Annotated in this window: 19 protein-coding genes; 12 read left to right on the top strand and 7 right to left on the bottom strand. The window is 59.2% G+C overall.

Features of this window, described 5'->3' with window-relative positions; genetic code table 11:
• Positions 1-166 precede the first annotated feature (166 nt).
• Positions 167-1,360, top strand: coding sequence for an efflux RND transporter periplasmic adaptor subunit (locus RAC79_RS13475; RefSeq protein ID WP_374997115.1), 1,194 nt, complete (start codon positions 167-169; stop codon positions 1,358-1,360).
• An 8-nt stretch (positions 1,361-1,368) separates the two neighbouring features.
• Positions 1,369-3,318: a MacB family efflux pump subunit gene (locus RAC79_RS13470; RefSeq protein WP_374997114.1), complete on the top strand. Its 1,950-nt coding sequence runs from the start codon at positions 1,369-1,371 to the stop codon at positions 3,316-3,318.
• Positions 3,319-3,764: 446 nt separating this feature from the next.
• Here RAC79_RS13470 and RAC79_RS13465 read toward each other — a convergent pair whose 3' ends face one another.
• The 3 genes from RAC79_RS13465 to RAC79_RS13455 all read right to left on the bottom strand — a co-directional run bounded on the left by RAC79_RS13465 (position 3,765) and on the right by RAC79_RS13455 (position 6,351).
• Positions 3,765-4,502 carry an SDR family NAD(P)-dependent oxidoreductase gene (locus RAC79_RS13465; protein ID WP_374997113.1) on the bottom strand — a complete coding sequence of 246 codons (738 nt, stop codon included), beginning with the start codon at positions 4,500-4,502 and terminating at the stop codon, positions 3,765-3,767.
• A gap of 93 nt (positions 4,503-4,595) precedes the next feature.
• The gene (locus RAC79_RS13460; RefSeq protein ID WP_374997112.1) at positions 4,596-5,549 is read right to left on the bottom strand and encodes a zinc-binding dehydrogenase; all 954 of its coding nucleotides are present in this window, start codon (positions 5,547-5,549) and stop codon (positions 4,596-4,598) included.
• Positions 5,550-5,616: 67 nt separating this feature from the next.
• A complete protein-coding gene (locus RAC79_RS13455; RefSeq protein WP_374997111.1) occupies positions 5,617-6,351 on the bottom strand; it encodes an NADPH-dependent F420 reductase in 735 nt (244 codons plus the stop codon).
• Positions 6,352-6,403: 52 nt separating this feature from the next.
• On the opposite strand from RAC79_RS13455, the gene RAC79_RS13450 reads away from it, so the two are divergent.
• Positions 6,404-7,333 (top strand): LysR family transcriptional regulator, encoded by a 930-nt coding sequence (locus RAC79_RS13450; RefSeq protein ID WP_137005811.1) that lies wholly within the window; start codon positions 6,404-6,406, stop codon positions 7,331-7,333.
• Positions 7,334-7,500: 167 nt separating this feature from the next.
• Positions 7,501-8,265, top strand: a complete 765-nt coding sequence (locus tag RAC79_RS13445; protein WP_374997170.1) for a 3-oxoacyl-ACP reductase family protein — start codon at positions 7,501-7,503, stop codon at positions 8,263-8,265.
• Between the two features lie 70 nt (positions 8,266-8,335).
• Here the strand turns inward: RAC79_RS13445 and RAC79_RS13440 are convergent, their stop codons facing one another.
• The gene (locus tag RAC79_RS13440; RefSeq protein WP_374997110.1) at positions 8,336-9,262 is read right to left on the bottom strand and encodes a LysR family transcriptional regulator; all 927 of its coding nucleotides are present in this window, start codon (positions 9,260-9,262) and stop codon (positions 8,336-8,338) included.
• Positions 9,263-9,463: 201 nt separating this feature from the next.
• Here RAC79_RS13440 and RAC79_RS13435 point away from each other — a divergent pair, with 201 nt between their 5' ends.
• The 8 genes from RAC79_RS13435 (at position 9,464) to RAC79_RS13400 (ending at position 18,392) form a co-directional block, all read left to right on the top strand.
• Positions 9,464-10,450 carry a zinc-dependent alcohol dehydrogenase family protein gene (locus tag RAC79_RS13435; protein WP_374997109.1) on the top strand — a complete coding sequence of 329 codons (987 nt, stop codon included), beginning with the start codon at positions 9,464-9,466 and terminating at the stop codon, positions 10,448-10,450.
• Complete coding sequence (locus RAC79_RS13430) at positions 10,447-10,779, top strand: antibiotic biosynthesis monooxygenase family protein (protein ID WP_374997108.1); 333 nt, start codon at positions 10,447-10,449, stop codon at positions 10,777-10,779. The genes RAC79_RS13435 and RAC79_RS13430 overlap by 4 nt, the downstream gene beginning before the upstream one ends.
• A gap of 114 nt (positions 10,780-10,893) precedes the next feature.
• Positions 10,894-11,616: an alpha/beta fold hydrolase gene (locus tag RAC79_RS13425; protein ID WP_374997107.1), complete on the top strand. Its 723-nt coding sequence runs from the start codon at positions 10,894-10,896 to the stop codon at positions 11,614-11,616.
• Positions 11,617-11,775: 159 nt separating this feature from the next.
• Entirely contained in the window at positions 11,776-12,912 is a 1,137-nt protein-coding gene (locus RAC79_RS13420) for a Gfo/Idh/MocA family protein (protein WP_374997106.1), read from the top strand.
• A gap of 892 nt (positions 12,913-13,804) precedes the next feature.
• On the top strand, positions 13,805-15,706 hold the full coding sequence (locus tag RAC79_RS13415) for a S9 family peptidase (RefSeq protein ID WP_374997105.1): 1,902 nt from the start codon (positions 13,805-13,807) through the stop codon (positions 15,704-15,706).
• Positions 15,707-15,718: 12 nt separating this feature from the next.
• Positions 15,719-16,468, top strand: a complete 750-nt coding sequence (locus tag RAC79_RS13410; RefSeq protein ID WP_374997104.1) for a MerR family transcriptional regulator — start codon at positions 15,719-15,721, stop codon at positions 16,466-16,468.
• 159 nt (positions 16,469-16,627) lie between these two features.
• Positions 16,628-17,545: a LysR substrate-binding domain-containing protein gene (locus RAC79_RS13405; protein ID WP_374997103.1), complete on the top strand. Its 918-nt coding sequence runs from the start codon at positions 16,628-16,630 to the stop codon at positions 17,543-17,545.
• A gap of 124 nt (positions 17,546-17,669) precedes the next feature.
• On the top strand, positions 17,670-18,392 hold the full coding sequence (locus RAC79_RS13400; RefSeq protein ID WP_374997169.1) for a L,D-transpeptidase family protein: 723 nt from the start codon (positions 17,670-17,672) through the stop codon (positions 18,390-18,392).
• A gap of 53 nt (positions 18,393-18,445) precedes the next feature.
• On the opposite strand, the gene RAC79_RS13395 is transcribed toward RAC79_RS13400, so the two are convergent.
• The 3 genes from RAC79_RS13395 to RAC79_RS13385 form a co-directional block, all read right to left on the bottom strand.
• Entirely contained in the window at positions 18,446-19,423 is a 978-nt protein-coding gene (locus tag RAC79_RS13395) for a LysR family transcriptional regulator (protein WP_374997102.1), read from the bottom strand.
• 30 nt (positions 19,424-19,453) lie between these two features.
• Positions 19,454-20,470, bottom strand: coding sequence for an aldo/keto reductase (locus RAC79_RS13390; protein WP_374997101.1), 1,017 nt, complete (start codon positions 20,468-20,470; stop codon positions 19,454-19,456).
• 130 nt (positions 20,471-20,600) lie between these two features.
• A complete protein-coding gene (locus RAC79_RS13385) occupies positions 20,601-21,701 on the bottom strand; it encodes a Gfo/Idh/MocA family protein (RefSeq protein ID WP_374997100.1) in 1,101 nt (366 codons plus the stop codon).
• Between the last annotated feature and the right edge of the window lie 419 nt (positions 21,702-22,120).

Raw genomic sequence — 22,120 nt, 5'->3', positions numbered from 1 at the left:
GCGGGCAATCTCTGGCACGCCATCCACATTACAAACACTCGTTGCCGATCGGTTGATTTTACAACGCGTGCCAAACGGATAGGCGCGACGACGGCTCCCCGTAATTTTCAGGTAACTCTCGTGACAGAGAAAGCCCGCAAATCTCAATGGCATGGACCAAGACTACATGACACGGCACATTACCCGCAAGCGTTTGATCCTCGGGGCGGCAACCCTTGTCGGTCTGCTGGGCGTCTGGCTGCTGTTTCTGCGTCCGCCGGCAAAGCTTGAACTGGTGACAGCTCAGGCGCGAACGGGTGATATTGAAGAGGTGGTGCTGGCGACCGGGATTCTCGAACCGCTCGAGCTGGTGCGTGTCGGCGCCCAGGCCTCGGGTCGCATTGAGCATCTGGCTGTCAAGATCGGTGACATCGTCGAGGCTGGCCAATTGGTGGCCGAGATCGATTCCCAGACCCGGCGCAACACCTTGCGGGACCGCGAGGCCGCTTTGGCCAACATCCGCGCCGTTCACGCCGCGCGCAGCGCCGGTCTGGTGAAAGCCGAGAAGGATTTCGAGCGCGAGCGTGACCTGCTGGCAGGTGGTTCCACGCCGCGCGCCCAGTATGACGCCGCGGTCGCGATGCGAGACACCGCGCGGGCTGAGGTTCAGTCGCTGGACGCTCAGGTCTCCCAAGCGCAGGTCGCGCTGGAGTCTGCTGGTATAGAATTGGACTATACGCGTATCACTGCCCCAATCGCCGGCACAGTGGTCGCGATCGTCACTGACGAGGGCCAAACCGTCAATGCCCTGCAGACCGCGCCGACCATCGTCATGATCGCACGATTGGACACAATGACGGTGCGCGCGGATATCTCCGAGGCTGACGTCGTGCGTGTGCGGCGGGGCCTGCCGGTCTGGTTCAGCATTCTTGGCGATCCGAAGCGCCGTTTCGATGGGGAGTTGCGACAGGTGGAACCGGCCCCGGCCGCCATCGCCAACGAGAGCAACGCCGCCGCGAGCCGGATTGGCTCAACCAACGGCGCGGTCTATTACACCGGGCTGATCGACGTGGCGAATGCGGACGGGGTCCTGCGGCCCTCCATGACGGCGCAGGTGTCCATCGTCTTGAGCCGCGTCAGCGGCGCCGTGCTGGTTCCGCTCAGTGCAGTGGAAGGCGCGCGCCGGGCCGGTGATACGGCGCGTGTGCGCATACTGGACGCGATGGGCGAGGTCCAGATCCGACAGGTCCAGGTCGGTATCGATAACGGCGCGGACATCCAGATCCTTGGCGGTCTTCAGGCAGGCGAGACCATCGTCCTGGGAGCATCCACGGACGAACGCACGGATGGCCAGGCTCAACTGGCCGCAGCGAAGCGGTAGGGCGCGCTATGACGGAGCCACTGATCCGGGTACGTGGGGTATCTCGCGCGTTCCCCGCAGGCGACGAGATGGTGCGGGTCCTGAAAGACGTCGACCTCGACATCGAGGCCGGCGAGATGATGGCCATCATCGGCGCTTCGGGCTCCGGCAAGTCGACGCTGATGAACATCCTTGGCTGCCTCGATCGTCCGACGGACGGCAGCTACTGGATCGAAGGACGCGAGACCTCGAAGATGTCCGTGGACGAACTGGCGGCGCTACGCCGTGAGCGTTTTGGTTTCATCTTTCAGCGTTATCATCTGCTTGGCGATCTCAGCGCGGCCAGCAACGTCGAGGTACCAGCCATCTATGCCGGACGCAGCCGATCCGACCGGCACAAGCGAGCGATCTCCTTGTTGACCCGACTGGGCCTCGCCGAGCGGACGGGCAATATCCCGGGCAAGCTGTCGGGCGGCCAGCAGCAGCGGGTGTCGATCGCCCGCGCCCTGATGAACGGCGGCGAGATAATTCTGGCCGACGAACCGACCGGAGCGCTGGATACGCATAGTGGCGCCGAAGTCATGAAGATCCTGCGCGAGCTTCACGCCGAGGGGCACACCATCATTCTCGTCACTCACGACAAGAAGATCGCCGAACACGCGGATCGGGTTGTAGAGATCAGCGACGGCGTTATCATTTCCGACGAGCGCAATATATCCAAATCCGCCGCGACGGCCCGTCCCATCCGCGAGCACGCGCCGGGCGCCGGCTGGCGTGGTGCAATTGACCGGATGACTGAGGCCTTTCGTATGGCGGGCGCGGCAATATGGGCGCACAAGATGCGCTCGCTTCTGACCATGCTCGGCATCATCATCGGTATCGCCTCAGTGGCGGCTATTTCGGCACTGGGAGCCGGCTCGCAGCAACAAATCCTGAACAGTATCAGTTCGCTCGGCACCAACACGATCGAGGTGCGGGCCGGAAAAAGCTTCGGCGATCTGGAAGCGGGCAAGATACGGACCCTGGTTCCCGCCGATGCAGAAGCGCTGGTGAACCAGCCCTATGTCGACAGCGTGACACCAACCGTCACGACGAGCGTAACTGTCAAGCGCGCCGCCGTGGCCGTCAATGCGTCAGTCACCGGAGTTGGCGCGGACTTCTTTCGTGTACGGGGCCTTGAGCTGGCGCATGGACAACTGTTCGACGCCCAGGACGTTATCGCCTACAGCCAGAATGTGGTGATCGATGCAAACGCTGCGCGAGACCTGTTTCCAGACCGGGTAAACCCGGTGGGGCAGGTCATCCTTCTGGGCACAATGCCGGCGAGGGTCGTGGGTGTGACGAAACGGGAAAACTCCTTCGGCCCGGCGGTTGATCCGTTGACCGTTTATGCGCCTTACACAACCGTCATGGGCCGCATGCTGGGTCGTCCGAACGTCGACGGCATAACGGTCCGTATCAGAGACGATGTCGACCCGGGCAATGTCGAGGCCGCAGTTTCCCGCCTTATCGAGCGTCGGCATGGCGCGAAAGACTTCTTCCTCACCAACTCGGCGACCATTCGCGAGACTATCGAGACCACCACGCAAACCCTGACGCTGCTGATTTCGTCAGTCGCAGTGATCTCGCTGATTGTCGGCGGCATCGGTGTGATGAATATCATGCTGGTATCCGTGACCGAACGTACCAGGGAGATCGGCGTTCGTGTGGCTGTCGGCGCGCGCTGCAGCGACATCCTTTCCCAGTTCCTGATCGAGGCCATCATGGTCTGCCTTGTCGGCGGCTTCATGGGAGTGATGCTCGCCCTCGGGATCAGCGCTCTTTTCAATTTGCTGAGCCCCGACTTCAAAATGATCTTCTCTTCGGGCTCCATCATGGTGGCCTTTGCCTGCTCGACCCTGATCGGAATCGTCTTCGGCTTCCTTCCCGCCCGAAATGCGGCAAAGCTGGACCCGATCGAAGCCTTGGCGCGCGACTGATGAAATACAAGCGTCCGCTCGGTAGCCGTTGTGGTTCGCTTGTCATTATTGAGGTTGGCGTATGTCCCTAGACCGACGGTTGCAAGGCTGCATCGAGCAGCTTGCGCCCATTGCCAGCGAGCCAAGACCTGAAAGTGAGAAGGTCGGGGTTAATTTCGCGCATGACTTTCAGATCGACGAGCTCGGCGAGCGGCCCGTCTACCAGGCTCTCTGCCATATGCGCGAGAACCGTGTTTGCAGCGAGAACGTCATCGGAAAACCGTTCATAGGTTATCGAGCGACCGGCCGCTTCGCTGAAAGCGTGCCCGGTCAGTCGATCGCTCGGGCCCTTAAGCGTTGTGCCACCTGTTCGGGGTACAGAAAAGGGAGCGTAGCGCTGTGCCGGAAATGTTGAGCGGACATCAACTGGAATGTCTATGTCCGCTCCTTGCTATACCTACCGGTGCTCAGGTCAGTGTGCCGCCATCAACGGTCAGGATGGTTCCGGTGATTTGTCGGGCCGCGCCGGATGCGAGGAAGGCTACCGCAGCCGCGACATCCTCCGGCTCGCCGTACCGGCCGAGCGGTATCAGGGCACGCTGGAAATCTCCGAACGCGCCGTCCGCCGGGTTCATTTCCGTGTTGGTTGATCCCGGCTGAATGAGATTGACAGTGATGTCACGGGGGCCAAGTTCTCGCGCCAGACCGCGGGTAAACGATTGAAGTGCCGATTTGGTCATTGAATAAACCGTCGATGGTCCGACAATGCGTTCTGCGCCTGCGGAGCCAATTGTGACGATCCGGCCACCTTTGCCAAGATAAGGCATCGCGGCTTGCGATGCCAGGATCGGGGAGCGAGCGTTGACAGCGAAAAGAGCATCGATCTCGGCAACGGTGAAGTCCGCCACATCCTTGTAGATCGCGATAGCCGCGTTGTTCACCAAGATGTCGAGGCCGCCCAACGCTTGCGCCGCTTGATCAACCGACCGCTTGACCGCCTCTGGGTCCATGCTGTCAGCCTGGATAGCCAATGCCTTGCGGCCTTTGCCTTCGATTGTTGCGACGACTTGCGCTGCCCGATCAGCGGCGCGTTCGTACGTGATCGCAACGTCGGCGCCTTTTTCTGCCAGAGCTATCGCTATCGCGGCGCCAATGCCGCGGGACGCTCCAGTCACGAGCGCACGTTTACCTGCTAGTTCACTCATCGATCATTCCTTTCATTATCGATAGGGGAAATGTTCGCCCGGCCGAATTGCGCAGGGCGTCGTGCGGCCTGCCGCCGTACGATTATTTTCGGTTCAAGCGATCAGGACCGGCAGACCGCTCAAGCGGCGATTGTCCATGTCGTCATGCGCTCGGGCTATCTCATCAAACGGATAGCGTGTCGTTTCGAGATCGCCGAAAATGCCTGAGCGCAGCGCATCCCATAGCTCGGACGTTGCGGTCTCAACTGCTCGTCCCCGGACATATTGAGGGGTTCCACCACTGCGGACAGCTACCCCCCGACGCACAAGATCGGGAGGCGGCGCTGGCTGACCCGTCGCCGCTCCAATCGCGGCAATCACGCCACCATCTCGGACACTCGACGCGCCCAGAGCAAAGGTCGCCCGGCCAACCAAATCATAGACGATGTCGACACCGTCAGGTGCGATCGCACGGATCTTGGCGGCGATGTCTGGCTCGCCAGCGTGGAAGGCATGGGTGGAGCCGGCCGCGACCCTGTCGAACTTGTTCCGCGATCCCGCGACGCCGATCACGGTTGCGCCCAGCGACTTTGCCCAGCGAGACAGGATAGCGCCTACGCTTCCCGATGCCCCAAGTACCAGCACCGTCTCGGCGGATTTGAGATCGTGGAGACCACGCATCCCCATCCAGGCCGTCGCACCCTTCGCCAGGAAGGTTGCCGCAGTCTCGTTCGAAATATCGGCGGGCAGCCGGATGAGCGGCGCTGTCGGAATGATCCTCTCGGTGGCATAGGCGCCTTCCGAAAAGAAGTAAGCGACCCGGTCACCGACCGACAGCCCCTCGACGCCGGATCCGACCTCGGCGATCGTCCCGGCCGCTTCAAAACCGGGAACCGCCGGCAACGCCATCGGATACTGACCCTTTCGTACCATCGTATCGACGAAGTTGAGGCCGATCGCGTCTTGAATGAGCCTGACCTCGCCGGCACGGGGCGCGCGCAGGTCTTTCTCGATAACTTGCAAAACCGACGGTCCGCCCGCCGACTGCATTTGAATGAATCTTGTCACGATATTGTCTCCGGGTTTCAGATGGCGCGCCGCGCTCCGATTGCAGACGGCTGGAGCGCCGCGATGTTCAGTCGAACTTGACCAGATTGAGAGCGGGCAGGGGGCCGCCTGGGAACTGAAGCAGCTGGCTGCCGACCGCAAGCCCGCCGAGATCGATCCCGAAGAAGCCGATTCGATCAATGATGGCGGCGACCTCAGCCTTCGCCCTCATATCGTCGCCCGAGTAAAACAGGACGCGCCTGCCTCTTTCCGAATGGGGGTCGCCCGACAGTTGGCTTGGCGCCAGATGGTTGAACGCCTTGACGACGCGCGCGCCTGGCACAAGGGCGGTGAAAATATCCGTAGAGGTGCGGCCGCCAAGGTCCGCCGGCCTGTAAAGCGGCGCTTCGATGGAGTTGTTGGCGTCGATTACGATCCTGTCGTCGAAGTTCAAACCGGCGAGCGCGCCAGGTATCTTTGACCAGGGGACTGCCACGAGAACGATGGCTTGCGCCGCGGCCTCTTGGACGCTTCCAGCCCGGATTGAGCTTCCAAGTTTTGAAACAAGCGCCGTGAGGCTTTCCGGTCCTCGGCTGTTTGCAATCACGGCTTCGATTCCTGCCTTGCCGAGCGCAGTGGCAAATGCGCCCCCGATATTGCCGGCTCCGATAATTCCAATGGTCATCACCCACTCCTTTACGTTCGTGAGAATTCTGTCTGCGACGGTCGGTTTTCCCGCTACATCCTGGGCCTGATGCCGGTGGCGTTGCAGAAATCCGCTTTTGCTGTTGACTGGAATATGGCTGGCAAATACACGCAACATAAGTCATAGGTGGATTGTTTTAGTTTCAATCAATACTTGAAGGTTACGTTTTATGGAGACACTGGCAAACCTCGAAGCGTTCGTTCGAAGCGCAGAAGCGAGCAGCTTTTCTGGGGCCGCACGGCGTCTCTCGATCACGCCGGCCGCAGTCAGCCGGAATGTTGCAATGCTGGAACGTAACCTCGGTATACGGCTGTTTCACCGCTCAACGCGGAAGTTGACCCTGACCGAGGCGGGGGAGTCGTTTCTGGCAAGCATCGGCGACAGCCTGAACCACCTTCAGGGGGCAATCGACGGGGCATCACAAACGAAGGGCGAGCCCGTCGGCGTTTTGAAGCTCAGCATGAGTTTGTCGTTCGCGATGGGATACGTTCTCCCCGCACTGCCCGACTTTCTGGCCCGTTATCCGGGCGTCCGACCTGACTGGCATTTCGACAGCCGCAAGGTCGATCTTATCGCCGAGGGTTTCGACGCCGCGATCGGCGGTGGTTTCGAACTCAATCCTGGCATCGTTTCCACGACGCTCGCGCCCGTACACGTTATCGCGGTCGCATCGCCCAGCTATTTTGCTGCACGTCGCCGGCCGACCAGCCCCGCCGATCTGGCCGATCATGCCGGAATCTTGATGCGATCCTCAAATTCGGGCCGGATCAGGCAATGGATGATGCGGGACGCTCAAGGACGCGAAGAGCGTGCGCTCCTCGACGAGACGATTGTGATGAGCGACGCCGCGCCCATGGTGCAGGCGGCAATCGCGGGGTTGGGCATTGCATTGTTGGCTGTACCTGATGTGCTGCCACATATGGAAAGTGGCGCACTCGAACGTGTCCTTCCGAAGTGGTATGCCGACGCCGGATCTATCTCGCTCTACTACTCGGGCCGCGCGCTCCAACCGCTAAAAACACGTGCTTTCATCGACTTCTATACGGAATATTTCCGTCGCGAGCGCCTCAGTGCCCGGTTCGCAGGCAGTCTCGGCTAATGTCCACACGCCTTGTTAGCTTCTTTGAAAACCGTGGTCGTTTGACCGCGTCGAATATCCCATATTCAACACATGCTTGAAGATGATCCAACCGATATGATGCTAATATTCCAGGACATGAACGGGCAAATATATCACTCCACGGACACGTAAAAGGAGTGAAAAAAATGACTGAATTAACCTCGTCTCGATATCTTCCACTAAGCGGAAAGATCGCGCTGGTCACCGGTGGATCGCGATCAATCGGCGCATCAATCGCCCAGCGTCTCGCAGCGGATGGCGCTCAGGTTGCTTTCACCTTTCGCGGATCGCCTGCGAAGGCCGAGGAAGTCGCTGTCGCCATAGAAAAAACGGGCGCGCGCGCGCTGGCCATCGCCGCTGATGCCGCTGATCCGGACGCGATACGCGCCGCCGTTGCCGCGACGGTCGATAAGTTCGGCGGCCTCGACATTTTGGTGAACAATGCCGGTATTGCCTTTGCCGGTCCCATCGACGAAATCGCCTTCGATGACTATCAGGCAATGCTGGCAGTCAATGTAACCGGCGTTTTCGTTACCACGCAGGAGGCCGTACGTCATATGAAGGATGGCGGCCGGATCATACAGATCGGCAGTTCGATCACGAAATATGCCGGCGTTCCTGGGCTATCAGTATACGGCCTCACCAAAGGGGCAGTCGCCGGTTTCAACCGCAGTTTGGCTCATGACCTCGGGCCACGCGGCATTACAGTCAACACGGTGCATCCAGGCCCAACCGACACTGACATGAACCCTGTTGATGGTGAGTTTGCCGCTATGCAGATCTCGCGTATCGCGGCGGGCCGCTATGGAAAGCCCCAGGAAATTGCGAGCGTTGTCGCATTCCTTGCAAGTCCGGAAGCCTCCTTTGTAACGGGTGCCGACATCCGGGCCGATGGTGGTTTCACATCCTGAAAATGCCGGGGCGAAATGCAAAATTCGCTTCGCCTACGCGCGCGCATCGGAACCGGACAATAATCACGTATCATCGACGGTGGTCGAGGATGCTTTCCAGCCCTTTATCCCAATAGGGTTGATTGCCGAACCGATTGACAAGCCAGTCGATGAACACTCTCACTTTCGGTGCCAGTTCGCGAGAACTTGGATACAATGCCCAAAGCGTCTGGGTTGAGATCAGCGGGTACTCCGGAAGGACCGGCACCAATGCGCCGGACTGTAGTTCTTCCGATGCGCACCATGTGGCCATCAGCGCAATGCCCAGCCCGTCAGAAGCGGCATCGCGCACTGCAGTGCCGTCATTGATGCGGAGACTCGGAGTAACACGTCGTTCGATCACCACCGAACCTTTCCCCCGAAATGTCCACAGATCCAGCGTGCCGACGACGAGGCAGGTATGTTCCGCCAGGTCGTCGGGCGTGCTGGGCAGGCCGTGTCTTTCGAGATATTCGGGCGACGCGACCAGCACGCGATTGTCGGGAGCAAGCCGCCGCGCGACAAAGGATGAATCGCTGAGCTCAGTATAACGAACCGCGACATCGAAGGCGCCCTCGACCAGATCAACGATGCTGTCCGAAATGCGCAAATCAAGTGCCAAGTCGGGATATTGCCTGCAGAAGTCAGCCAGACCCGGCACAATATGCATTCGCGCGAACGAGGCGGGGGCCGCTATTCGTAATGTGCCGCGAGGCGCTGCTTGCTCTCGCCCAAGTGCCGCTCTGGCAGCCTCCGCAGCGACGACAATATGTTCCGCATGCGGCAGGAACGCCAGACCGTCTTCAGTCAAAGTTGCTTGCCGTGTGGTACGATGGACGAGCCTTGCACTGAGTTTTCGCTCAAGAACCAACAGTTTGGCGCTGGCGCCAGCAGGCGTCAGACCCAAGTCGCGCGCTGCGGCACTGATGCTGCGCAGTTGAGCAATCCGTACGAAGAGATTTAATTCGTCCACGTCCATTCGCTGACTTTCAAATTTTTTTTGAAGGTGATCCTTAATCTGGGCCACTACCGAAAGCAATCGCGATAAATCACATAGGAGCTATTGAAACGGCGGCGGACGCTTTGAGGCCGGCAATGCTCCAACGGCGGAGCATGTTTCTCGTCCTACGCCGACGCCGGCGACCAGAATCATCACCTTCGACAGAAGAGGAGCCTGAAAATGAAAGCGATGTCACTCAAATCCTTTGGCGGTCCGGAAGCCTTTGATCTCGTCGAAGTTCCAAAGCCTCTTCCGAAGGCGGGACAGGTTTTGGTACGGGTCCATGCCACATCGATCAATCCCCTCGACTACCAAGTTCGGCGAGGCGATTATCGCGATCTGGTAGCGTTGCCGGCAATTACCGGCCATGACGTATCGGGCGTTGTCGAAGCTACCGGTCCGGGGGTAACAATGTTCGCTCCAGGGGACGAGGTCTGGTACACGCCACAGATCTTCGACGGGCCAGGCAGTTATGCCGAATACCACGTTGCGAACGAAAACATCATCGGGCGCAAACCCAGCTCGCTGACCCATCTTGAGGCCGCGAGCCTTAGCCTGGTTGGCGGAACCGCCTGGGAAGCGCTTGTCTCGCGTGCTGCCCTGAGGGTGGGTGAAAGCATATTGATCCATGGCGGCGCGGGAGGGGTAGGGCACGTCGCTATCCAAGTTGCGAAAGCCATCGGAGCAAAGGTCTACACGACTGTCCGCGAAGAAAACTTCGAGTTTGCGCGAAGTGTCGGAGCTGACGTCGTCATTGATTACAGGAGAGAGGATTATGTGGCCGCCATCATGCGGGAGACCGAAGGCCTCGGAGTAGACGTCGTGTTTGACACCCTCGGCGGCGAAACATTGTCCCACAGCCCGAAGGCGCTTGCACAACTCGGTCGCGTCGTCTCAATCGTGGACATCGCACACCCGCAAAATCTCATTGAGGCATGGGGCAGGAACGCGAGCTACCACTTCGTCTTCACGAGGCAGAACCAAGGCAAGCTCAACGAGCTGAGCACTTTGGTGGAACGCGGTCAGCTGAGGCCGCATGTGGGCGCCGTCTATTCGCTCGCCGACCTTGCGCTTGCCCATGCGCTCCTTGAGAAACCAAACAACGGTTTGCGCGGTAAGATCGCGATTGCCGTTGACCCGCAGGCCGACACAAAGGTGCAATCATGATTTATGAGATCGCTGTGCTGCCTGTCCAAAAGGACAAGATCAGCGAGTTCAGGCAAGCGTTCGGAGGTGTTGTTCCTCTGCTCACGCGTGCGCGGGGTTACCGCGGTCATGTCCTCGCCCAGGGGATCGAAACGCCGGAGGTATTCAATCTGATCGTGCGATGGCGGTCGCTTGACGATCATACTCCGGGTTTCGAAGCGAGCGAAGACCATGAGCAGTTCATGGGAGGCATACAGGAATACTTCTCGGGCGAACCGACGGTCTATCATCTCGAGGGCGACAACACCGGCCGGTGTGACTATCGTCGTGGGGAAAGCGGCGCGGCTTAGAGCGCACAACGGCAAGGGTTCCGCTAATAGCAACGCCGGGTTTCTCTGACGCCGACTTCCGCGATGCCACCATGTCCCTATTCTCCTGACAACAACCACCAAGGAGATCGCGACATGCCTGCAGTCCTCGTCCACGGCGTACCCGACACCCACCGGATCTGGGACACCGTTCGCTCTCATCTTGAACGCAGTGACATTATCACGATCGATCTTCCCGGCTTCGGTCATCCGTTGCCGTCGGATTTCAGGTCAACAAAGGAAGAGTATCTCGACTGGCTTATCAACCGGATCGATGAGATCGGCGAACCCGTAGATCTGGTCGGTCATGACTGGGGCTGCCTGCTGACAGGCCGTCTGACGTCGAGCCGGCCGGATCTGGTGCGGACCTGGACCGGCATTAGTGGGCCGATCGATCCGGAATATCCATGGCACTATCTCGCCAAGATCTGGCAGACGCCAGGTGAGGGCGAGCAATGGATGAAGGATCTCGACCTCGCGGAATTTGCGGCGAAACTCGTCGAGGCGCAGATGCCGAGAGATGCGGCGGATGAATCGGTTCGGCATCTCGATACCACTATGCGGGCAAGCATTCTCGCACTTTACCGTTCCGCAATCGAGGTCGGGGCGGAGTGGAAGCCGGGTCTGAGCAGCATAACTGCGCCAGCACTGGTGATCTGGGGCCTGGACGATCCGTTTCTGCCGCACCGCTTCGCCGACGAGCTCGGCAATGCCTCGCACGCACGCGCCGTCGTTAAGCTGCGCGCCTCGCATTGGCCGATGATAGAGCGTCCGGCCGATGTCGCGCGCGAACTCGAGGCCCATTGGAGACGCGCTTAACTCCCTACGCTTGCGTCACTTGGGCTCAAACCCACGCAGCCGCAACGTGAACGGCAATGCTTGGTCACTCGCTTGCGCCCAAGCATTTGTCCGGAAACGAAACCATGTGGCGCAGCAAGGCGAGCATTGCCGGGCTGTACCAGACAGGAGCACGCCTACATGACCAATTCACCAAACACCCGGATCGGCGTCGGCATCGTCGGCGCCAGTGCCGATCGAGGCTGGGGCGGAATTGCTCACGTCCCGGCACTGCGGGCGCTCGATGCATTCCAGATTCGCGCCGTCAGCACGAGGCGCATGGAGAGTGCGAACGCGACCGCTAGCCGACTGGGCGCCGATCTCGCCTTTGACACACATCAGGCACTGGTCGTTCGGCCGGAGGTCGACTTGGTGGTGGTTGCGGTCAAGGTGCCGGATCACAAGCAGATCGTTTCCGACGCGCTCGCCGCGGGCAAGATGGTCTATTGCGAATGGCCGCTCGCGCGAAATCTATCGGAAGCCGAAGCGCTGGAGGGGCTTGCCCGTAAACGGCGGCTGCGTACGGTTATTGGCCTGCAGGGTGGCCTGCACCCGCCGATCCGCTACGTTCACGACCTCGTCCGGCAGGGCGTGATCGGCATGCCGCTTAGCACGAGCATCCGAGCGCATCTGAACGACGACATGTGGGGCGGCCGATATGACCCGCCATTCGAGTATATGGCTCGCGCAGAGAATGGCGCGACGCTTCAAAGCATCATGCTCGGCCACGCGCTCCAACCACTGGCCCACGTACTCGGCGGATTCGAGAGCCTGTCCGCCATCGTCGCCAATCAGCGCGGCGACGGCGTCCGCCTTTCGGATGGCTCGTCTCTCCTGAAGGATTCGCCGGACGAGATCATCGTCGCCGGCGTTCTCGAAGGCGGGATCGTCACTTCGCTGCATTACAGTGCCGGACAGTCCGCCGGCTTGGTGTGGGAGATCCAGGGCACGGAAGGCAGTCTGAGCGTGGAGACGGCGTCGGGCTACATCCACTTCGGTGATATGACCATCACCTTGCGCCGCGGCAGCGAGCCTGTCCAGCAGCTACGGGTCCCAACAGCATATGCGGCTCCCGATCTGCAACTCGAAGCGCCCGCGGCGGGTGTCGCCCGGCTCTACGCCCAACTCGCCGCCGACCTCCGCGACGGAACCGCAGATGCGCCAGACTTCGCAGTCGCACTCGATCGTCATCGGGTGCTCGAGGCGATCACACAGGCCGCTGAAACGGGTCATCGGCAGCATCTGTCCCTCCGCGATACAGGCAAACCCAATCCCTAAAAACCCAGGAAGGGCTCTAGCGTGCGCGCTGTGGCTCATCTGCGCGCGTGTAACCGAAAGGCCGAGCAACCGCGTAAGCACCCAGCCTGCTTTCGAGTATGCTCTAGGTCGACGTGTTGAGCGCCCCGGCAATGCAAGCAAAGTCTGGCTTCGGCACAGTTGTGTGGTCGGGTTCCAGCGTGTGTCCGGCGTTAGAAAGCAGCTTCAACACGTCGCGGGCCTTTATGGAATACGAAGATCAGATCCAATTAAGCCACCGCTTTCCGGTATTATGGCTTCGACCAGACGCGGCTTACTTAAAGGGGCGCATCATTGGTGGGAGGCTGGGCGCAAACGTCTCCGCTCGAGCCTCACACCGAACTCGGAACTAGTCCCGTCGTCTCTCTCTTCTCATGCGCTCATGCTGCCGGCGTGCATCTTCTGCCATGATCTGGCTTAGCCTTGCTGACTCAAGGGTCCGCAGTTGCGCCTCGTCGCGACGCTGCTGTTGCTGGAGCATGCATGCGGTATGAGACGATGATCCGTATCTTGTGCCCATTCCAGAGCAGGTGTCGAAATCGGCGTAGCGTTCCTGTTCCGGTGTCTGGCAACCGGTCAGAATAAGGAGGCCTGCGAACATTGTTCCGGCAGACAGGCGTCGGACGACGATGTGATCTTGGGAGGCTTTGCTCATTTGATGTACCTTCTTTTTAGGCAAGTCAGTCAATTGCGAGAGCGAAGCGCGATCCCGCCAAAGCCATATGGAATCTCACAGTTACGCAGAAATTACGTGATCTCGGAGCGAGCTGATTTTCACGGTTGACCCCGACGCGACGTCATAGTTCAGGCAGTGTGTCGATATTGTTTGAGTGTGGCGGCCCGCGATGGCGCCGTCGACGATACGAGGTTCGATATGACTGCACCTGATCTCATCCCGATTGAAACACTTTTTGGAATGCCAGAATTTTCGCGGGCGCAGATTTCGCCCGATGGCCGGCTGGTGGCCTATCTGGCGCCCTGGCATGGGCGATTGAATATCTGGGTGCGGCCAGTCGGACAAGGCAAGGCGCGGCGACTGACGGGCGATGACATGCGCAATATCGACGGCTTCAGTTGGACGCGTGATGCTCGCTACATTCTCTTTGTACAAGACAACCTGGGCGACGAGAACTGGCACCTTCATCGTGTGGAGGTGGACGGGGCAGAGACGGTGGGCGGGAAGGCCAGGACTGTCGACTTGACGCCCTATTCCGGCGTGCGGGTAGTGGGACTGGACTTGTCCGCCGCGTTTCCAGGTAAGGCTTTCGTGCAGATGAACCTCAGAAGTCCGGATTTGATCGACCTGTACGAGGTCGATATCGAAAGCGCTGAAACCAGGGGCGCTGCCTTGAATCCTGGTCGGTTCGTACGCTGGATCGTTACGCCGAATGGACCGATGCATGCCTTCATCATCAACGACGTGGGTGACCACGAACTGGCTCGGTACGAGAACGGTGCTTTCACCACGTTGGCGAAGCTGAGCGGACGCGACCAGCCAATCGGGCCGATGCCGCTGATGGTGGCGGCGGATGGAAAGAGCATCTTGGTTGGCTGCAACGCGGGCAGCGACCACACCTATCTTGCTGCCATTGACCTTGCGACGGGCAAGCACAGCGTAGTCGACAGCCAGCCCGATTTCAGCCTCGATACGCCGCGGCCCGAGGCCGATCCGCGCTTTCCCTCAAGCCTGATAACCAATCCTGTGACAGGCGAGCTGCTGGGACTACGGTATCTTGGCAAAAGACAGGTGATACAGCCTCTGAACGCGCATTTTGCCGCCGTGCTAGACAGCCTGCAGCGGCTGTCGGAGGGGGAAATAGGATACATTTCCTGCGATGCCGATGGGCGACAATGGGTGGCAGAATTTTGGGATGACCGGCATCCCGGCACGACATGGTATTTCGAACATGAGAGCGGCGAAGCGCATGTGCTTGGCGAGCGATTCCCAGCGCTCGAAGCCGAGCGGCTGGCGAGCGTGCGACCCGTCGATGTGATGTCGCGCGACGGATTGACGTTGCCGTGCCATGCCACGCTGCCCGTCTGGTTCGATGCCAAGGATGAGCCGCGTGCGCTGCCGACCGTGCTTCTGGTACATGGCGGGCCATGGTATCGCGACGCCTGCGTTTATGATCCGGAAGTCCAGTTCCTCGCCAACCGCGGCTATGCCGTGCTGCAGGTGAATTTTCGCGGCTCGACCGGCTATGGCAAGGCGTTCATGCAAGCCGCGATAGGGGAGTTCTCCGGGCGCATGCATGACGACCTGATCGACGGGCTCGACTGGCTAATCGGGCAGGGTATTGCCGACCCGGCGCGGGTGGCGATCTACGGTTGCTCCTATGGCGGTTACGCCGCGCTGGTGGGCGCCAGCTTCACGCCGGAGCGCTTCGCCGCAACCATTTCCTACTCCGGCATGTCCGATCTCCGGATGCTGGTGGATGGAGTTGTCCCGTTCGTAAGGCCTACGCTGATCAACACCTACCTTTCTTACATGGGCGACCCTGACATCGAGACGCAGAACCGGGACATGATTGCACGCTCGCCGGTCAGCCGGCTTGATTGCATTTCCAAACCGCTTTTGGTGGTTCACGGCGCGAACGATGTGCGTGTCGCAAAGGAACAGGCGGATCTGGTGGTGGAAAGGGTGCGTGCGAATGGTGTGGAGGTCGACTATCTCCTCAACGAGCGCGAAGGGCACTGGTTCATCAACGAGGATAGCAATATTGAGCTTTATCGGAGGATCGAGCGCTTTCTTGCGCGGCATTTGAGGGGCGAATAATGAGGGCGGCGCATGCGCAGTAAGGAGATTGCAGGACTGGCGGGCGTGAGCATCCGCACGCTGCGGCACTACCACCAGATCGGACTCTTGCCGGAGCCGCCAAGACAGAACAATGGGTATCGCGCTTACAGCGTGCCGCATTTGATCCGACTGCTGCGTATCGGTCAATTGACAGCGCTCGGTTTCTCGCTCTCGCAAATCCCGGCGTTTCTCGACGGTCGTGCCGAGATGAGCGAGGAGCGTTTGGACGCTCTTCTTGAGGGGCTCACGCGGCAGATCGAACTTCTGGAGCGTCAACGCCGGACTGTTACAGCCCTGCGTGACGGCAAAGGACCGCCCGACATGGCACCGGAATTTGCTGCGTCTCTGATGCCGCTGGAGGTCGGGCGAGAGCCTAAAGCGGTGCGGGCCGGTCGGGAGCAATCCGTACTCCTGTCACACCTTTTGGATGAAGGGCAGCGCGCAGAACTGGCCCGGCTCTATGACCAACTCGCGGATCTCGAATATGGTGCTACCGTGCGAGAGCTGGGGGATCGTTTCGACGCGTTGGGGCCAGATAGTGATGACGTCGAGATTTCAGCGCTTGCCGAAGATTACATCGCCCATCTTGGATCATGGATGAGAGACTTCGACAACGCGTTGAGCGGCGGCAGGAAGCACCAGGCAGCAACGCTGCTTTGGCTTCATGCCCTGGAGAATACGAACGATCAGCAGAAACGCTTACTGAGGGAAATCAACAGCGGGCTGAAATCCAAGCGGTGATTGCCCGCTTTGCGCTGATAGTCGTGAGATGATTGACCGATTGCGGGCGGCAAGCGGATCCATGACGTTGAAATGCACCCCTGTCCCGCGCAGACATCATCAAGCCATATTCCAAACATTTGGTTATGGTTTGGGTCAATCATAACCAAGCGCAATATCATGGATATCAACGTTGCTTTAAAAGCCTTCATCCGCACTGTCGAGAAGGGGTCGATTACTGCTGCGGCACGGGACCTAGGGGTAACGCAGCCGGCGGTCACGAAGCATATTTCGAACCTCGAACGGCTCGTTCAAGCCAGGCTTCTGGAGCGCTCGTCGAAAATCGTTCGCCCGACGGCGCATGGGCTCGAATTATACGAGGCCAGCCGTGTTGCGATCGCATCGATCGACGCGGCGCTGGAGGGCGTTCGCATCAACACAGGTGAAATCGAAGGCAATCTAAAAATTCACGCCCCATCCTGCATTGGTGTTGGTCATCTCGAACAGATGGTCGGGGAATTTCAGGATAAGTATTGCGGGATCTCCGTCGAACTGGCTCTCGACGAGCGCACAGTCGACTTGGTCTATGACAATTTCGATTTGTCAGTTCACTACGGGAAAATCGAGGATCAGGACGTCATCGCACGCCGCATCGGGTGGGTGGAGCGATTTCTCGTCGCTTCCCCTCTCTACCTGCAACAGGTGGGGCAGATTGACGATACGGGACGACTTTCAGAGCTTGAGGTCATTGGCACGCCGAAGATGCTTGCCCAGCGCAATACTATTTCCCTGTTGGGACCTGATGCGCGCGCCGAAGACGTCACCGTCAGGCCATTGCTCATAACGAACAATGCGCATGTCATGATTGCAACACTTTTACGAGGACGGGGTGTGGGACTTGTGCAGAAGAACCTCGTATTGGACTTGTTGGCCAGCGGCGAGCTTGTAAGGGTGCTTCCCGAATATTGGCTGCGATCTACCGAAGCATTTCTCGCTTATCCGTCCACAAAGTTCATGCGACCGGTCGTCCGGGCATTTACGGACTTTGTTATGCCGCGGCTCAGGAACATTGACGGGATCTCCCCGGAGCAGCGGTAACGGCGCATGGCATAGCCAACGGTTATGACGGCTATCACTCATGCAGATATGGAATATTCCGTCTGTTGGAGGATACCGTGCGATGCAAGCACGTGTGCCAGCCGCAACCCGAAAGTCGCCTTCCATGATGCAGAACCGAAACAGTTTCATATCCCGTCGTACGTTCATAGTCGGCTCTTTAGCCACGCCGGTCATACTCGGCGGATGCACAACAGTTCAGGAAAGATCGGCGTCAGGCTCGTCCCAGCCCATTGCCACTCCGCAGCCTTCACCGGTCGACCCGGATCTCGCTTCCCGTTACGCTGCATTTGAGGACGGGGGACATTTCGTTCCTGCAGTTCCTTTTGAGCGAATGAACCCGGAATATCTCAGGCAGCGCGTTGCTGACCCGACCGGGGAGGCGCCGGGAACTGTTGTCGTCGATACGCCAAGGCGATTTCTCTATCTGGTGGAAAACGGCGGAACTGCGTTACGATATGGCGTTGGCATCGGGCGCGACGGATTTTCATGGGAAGGGAACGGATATATTCACTGGCGTCAGCATTGGCCAAGATGGAAGCCGCCAAGCGAGATGATTGCAAGGCAACCCGAACTGGAAAAATACTCTGTCGCAAACGGAGGGATGGATCCTGGACTGCATAACCCGCTCGGCGCTCGCGCTCTTTATATTTTCCAGAACGGAAAAGATACGCTGTATCGTCTCCACGGCAATCCCGAATGGCAATCCATCGGCAAGGCTGTTTCATCCGGCTGCGTCCGCCTTATGAACCAGGACATCGTTGACCTTTACGACCGCGTTCCGTTCCATGCGCCAATCGTCGTGCATCAGACGCCGATGGCCGTGTGATGGTAAATTGAGCGTTACGCGTTCCGAGCTGCTTGCCGCGATACGATGGCCACCTAATAATACTGCGGGGCAAGATCGCTGCAGATATTTTCTGAAGAGAGCCACACGTGGGGAAACGCGGCTAGCAGGCCGTTTCTCAGCCATTGCTGTGCCGGGTGCCCGTCATTGCGACGATGCCAGGACAGCACGAATGGTACAGGGTTTAGGGGGAGCGGGAAATCGAAGACTGCAAGACGCTCCGCAAAGCCTGAATGAGCAACCACGCTTTCGATGACGGTCGCGACCATATCCGATGATGCAACCAATGCCGGCGCGGCGTGCATATGGGGAATAGTCACGGCCGCCCGCCTCCTGAAATTCTTCGAAGCCAGTGCGGCATCGGCAACATCCAGACCCTCGTTATCGGGCGCGACCAGGATATGCCTCAGAGACAGAAACGTCTCGCGATCGAAAGGGCGGCCGAGGATTGGATGATCCTTCCTAAGGATACAAACGAACCGCTCCTGGAAAAGCCGGGCGCTCAGGATCCGGCTCGTGGGCGTGGGGGGAATGCCGACCGTCAGATCGACGCCGCCGCTGTCGAGCAGGGTAACCGCGTCATCACGGCTGCTATAATCCCTGACCTTGATATCAATTCCGGGGGCTTTTTCCTCAAGCAGCGACAGGAGGCGCGGCAATATGACTGAACCTGCATGTGCCGAAACGGCAATGGAAAAAGACACGGTCGATTTACCGGGATCAAAACCCTGCGTGAATTGCAATGTCCGCTGGATTTCCCGCAGAGCAAGTGAGATCGGTTCGGCAAGTTCTACCGCTCGCGGTGTAGGTTGAAGTCCGTTCGGCCCGCGAACGAATAATTCGTCCCGCAGCAGAAACCGCAATCTCGACAAAGCCGCGCTCATGGCCGGTTGGGTCCGGCCAATACGGCTTCCGGCACGTGTCACATTGCGCTCGGAATTGAGAGCATCAAAGGCAACGAGAAGATTGAGATCGATACCGTGTAAATTCATAGAATGGATAATTAAACTCATCCTTCATCGATCTCAAGCATCTTTTCCGCGTCAGCGCGAGTGTCCGTTTCCGTCATTCAGCAACCAACCCGGATACTCGACGGGTAGACGACTGACCTCATCGAGCTTCGCCATGTCGTTGTCGTCCAGCTCCATCGATGCGGACCGAATGTTTTCCTGCAATTGCTCGACGCGCTTGGCACCGACGATGACGGTCGAGACGATGCTTTGCTTCAGCAACCAGGCGATCGCGATCTGCGCCGGGCTAGCGCCGTGTTTCTCCGCGACGGCTTTAAGGGTCGCGATCAGGGGCTCTCCCCGGATGCGATCGATGGGTGGAAAATCCAATTCCGTTTGTCTGCCCCCTACAGCATTGCCACCTGCGGAATACTTTCCGGTAAGATAGCCGCCGGCAAGCGGACTCCAGACCATGAGGCCAACACGTTCAGATGAGAGCAGCGGGCCGATTTCGCGCTCCAGATCGCGCCCGACAAGCGTATAATATGCCTGCAGTGACGTGACTGGTGCGAGGGCTCTGGCGCGTGTTATCCCGATCGCCTTCATGATCTGCCACGCGGCCCAGTTCGAAAGGCCGATGTAGCGGACGTCCCCCGCACGGACGAGTGTGTCGAGCGCCTCCAGCGTTTCCTCGATCGGCGTCGCGGAATCGAATGCGTGGATTTGGTATAGATCGATGTGGTCCAGACCCAGCCGGCCGAGGCTTGCCCGGCATTCGGAGATTATATGTCCACGCGAAGTGCCGCGATGGTTCGGTCCGTCACCCATGGCGGAGGCGACTTTGGTGGCGATCACGACATCCCTGCGCGACACACCAAGGTTCTTCAGCGAGCGTCCCAGTATTTCTTCGCTGCGTCCGTGCGCATAGACATTTGCTGTATCGAACAGGTTTATGCCGGCGTCGAGAGCGCCCTTGACCAGTGCATTGGCATCCTCCTGGTCAAGTCTCCCCACTTTTCCCCAAAGTCCGTCCGTTCCTCCGAATGTCATGGCGCCGAAGCCCAACTCCGACACGAACAACCCGCTTTCACCCAGCTTGCGCATTTGCATGATGTCGTCCTTCTTTTTGAATTTCCGAGATTGGCCGGCAGCGATAGTTTTTGTTGAGCGTATTCCCAATTGATTGCGCTAACGGCCGGCTCGACATCCGTTGCGAACGCCGAGCCGTTCTGCGACAACCTCAGACGAGGTGTTGCCGTTCGCCAGTTCTTGCCGCAAGCTCGACGGCCGCGATCAAACGGCTGTTATGGCAGGCATGGTCGAAACCGGGAGTGGTATATGTCCCATTCGTCAGATCGCGCCCCAGGGACGCATAAACCTCCCCGACATTGATAGCGGCTCCTGCCCAGAAATCGGCGGCTGTTGGGCCGACACCATTGGCGACCGGCCTATCGGGTGCAGCAAATTCCAGGCTTGATGAAATTGAAATGTCTCCGACCTGTACGCCTGCCACATGATTGCCGGTGAGCTTTAGCCAGCCCTGCGAGCCACGGATCTCGAAAACGAAGCTCGCGTCATCTGCAGGGACGCCGGCCAGAATCTGCACGGATACAGGCGCACCGCTTGCCGTCTTTGCGATCAGATCGAGATGATCCGGAATCTCTCGCTTTGAAGTCTCACCTGTATCGACGATCTCGATCTCCGGCCAGAGCAACTCCGTGCGCGCATCGACCTCGATAATGTTGCCGAGCACTGCCTCAATGACGTCCAGCACGTGGCCTGCCGTAATCGTCATGAAGCTGGCGCCAGAAGCGGCCTTGTTGAAATAGTCGTACATGCTTGGAGATTGCGGACCGTAGCCGAATGTGGTCGCGCCGACACGCGCGGACATCATGCGACCGAGTTTTCCTGACGCGACCAGTTCCGCCGCACGCCGGACAGCAGCATTATGCCGGCCTTGCAGGCCGATCGCGGTATGCAAAGACCCGACTGCTGCCGCCATCTCGTTAGTTTCCTCCAGCGTTGCGCCCAGAGGTGCTTCGCAATAGACAGCTTTACCCGCCCGCAGGGCGGTCATCACGAGGTCCTTGTGGGCCGGCACTTTCACGGCGACCGTGATGACGTCAATGCTCTCGTCTCTTATCATCACGTAGGGATCGGCAAACCAGAGTTCTGCGCCGAATGCTTCGGCCGCCGCCTTGGCGCTTTCCTCGCGTCGGGTCGCGACTGCCGCCAGCGTTAGGTGGGGTTGTGACGCCAGGGCTGGCACATGCGATGCGCCTGCCCAACTTGCGTGAGTGTCTGCTCCGATGATACCCACACGAAATTTCTTATCCGACATCTGCAATGCTCCAAATCACGTTACGGAACGCTACCCCGCGTCCTGAGCAAGATGTAATCGACCCCCGGCACTGCGACGAAATCGATAAATGGTATGAGCAACCATCCACGCCATGGATATCCCTAGCGTGACGATCGAAAGTGCTCTGGGGTGTTCGTCGCCGCCTCCTAACGCCGTCAAAAGTCTGGCGCCGCCGGCGACCAGCGACCACTGGTCTTTCATGCTCGGGAAAGTCCCATGCTTCCTCACGGAAATAGCTGCGAACACGCTGCGTCAGTCTCATCATCTTGCTCTCGTTGTCGGTTTGTCGGCATCAATCCGCAGCAGCGTACCGCAATTCCGGGGGCCTGGACGTTGCTGGTTTGGCAACATTGGGTTCGGGGAATCGTGACTTGTTGCGAGCGGTGTCTCGTTCAAAA

It is taken from the genome of Agrobacterium sp. LR_9, from assembly GCF_041954855.1.
Taxonomy (GTDB): domain Bacteria; phylum Pseudomonadota; class Alphaproteobacteria; order Rhizobiales; family Rhizobiaceae; genus Agrobacterium; species Agrobacterium leguminum.
Note: the sequence above shows the minus strand (reverse complement) of the source record. Positions and strands in the feature narration are given on the sequence as shown.

Excerpts from the sequence above, each read along its gene's own strand:
- RAC79_RS13410 (WP_374997104.1), top strand. The coding sequence starts at position 15,719 with ATGCGCAGTAAGGAGATTGCAGGACTGGCGGGCGTGAGCATCCGCACG.
- RAC79_RS13445 (WP_374997170.1), top strand. The coding sequence starts at position 7,501 with ATGACTGAATTAACCTCGTCTCGATATCTTCCACTAAGCGGAAAGATC.
- RAC79_RS13430 (WP_374997108.1), top strand. The coding sequence starts at position 10,447 with ATGATTTATGAGATCGCTGTGCTGCCTGTCCAAAAGGACAAGATCAGC.
- RAC79_RS13455 (WP_374997111.1), bottom strand. The coding sequence starts at position 6,351 with ATGTTGCGTGTATTTGCCAGCCATATTCCAGTCAACAGCAAAAGCGGA.
- RAC79_RS13395 (WP_374997102.1), bottom strand. The coding sequence starts at position 19,423 with ATGAGTTTAATTATCCATTCTATGAATTTACACGGTATCGATCTCAAT.
- RAC79_RS13415 (WP_374997105.1), top strand. The coding sequence starts at position 13,805 with ATGACTGCACCTGATCTCATCCCGATTGAAACACTTTTTGGAATGCCA.
- RAC79_RS13390 (WP_374997101.1), bottom strand. The coding sequence starts at position 20,470 with ATGCAAATGCGCAAGCTGGGTGAAAGCGGGTTGTTCGTGTCGGAGTTG.
- RAC79_RS13425 (WP_374997107.1), top strand. The coding sequence starts at position 10,894 with ATGCCTGCAGTCCTCGTCCACGGCGTACCCGACACCCACCGGATCTGG.
- RAC79_RS13475 (WP_374997115.1), top strand. The coding sequence starts at position 167 with ATGACACGGCACATTACCCGCAAGCGTTTGATCCTCGGGGCGGCAACC.
- RAC79_RS13440 (WP_374997110.1), bottom strand. The coding sequence starts at position 9,262 with ATGGACGTGGACGAATTAAATCTCTTCGTACGGATTGCTCAACTGCGC.
- RAC79_RS13435 (WP_374997109.1), top strand. The coding sequence starts at position 9,464 with ATGAAAGCGATGTCACTCAAATCCTTTGGCGGTCCGGAAGCCTTTGAT.
- RAC79_RS13400 (WP_374997169.1), top strand. The coding sequence starts at position 17,670 with ATGATGCAGAACCGAAACAGTTTCATATCCCGTCGTACGTTCATAGTC.
- RAC79_RS13450 (WP_137005811.1), top strand. The coding sequence starts at position 6,404 with ATGGAGACACTGGCAAACCTCGAAGCGTTCGTTCGAAGCGCAGAAGCG.
- RAC79_RS13405 (WP_374997103.1), top strand. The coding sequence starts at position 16,628 with ATGGATATCAACGTTGCTTTAAAAGCCTTCATCCGCACTGTCGAGAAG.
- RAC79_RS13385 (WP_374997100.1), bottom strand. The coding sequence starts at position 21,701 with ATGTCGGATAAGAAATTTCGTGTGGGTATCATCGGAGCAGACACTCAC.
- RAC79_RS13420 (WP_374997106.1), top strand. The coding sequence starts at position 11,776 with ATGACCAATTCACCAAACACCCGGATCGGCGTCGGCATCGTCGGCGCC.
- RAC79_RS13470 (WP_374997114.1), top strand. The coding sequence starts at position 1,369 with ATGACGGAGCCACTGATCCGGGTACGTGGGGTATCTCGCGCGTTCCCC.
- RAC79_RS13465 (WP_374997113.1), bottom strand. The coding sequence starts at position 4,502 with ATGAGTGAACTAGCAGGTAAACGTGCGCTCGTGACTGGAGCGTCCCGC.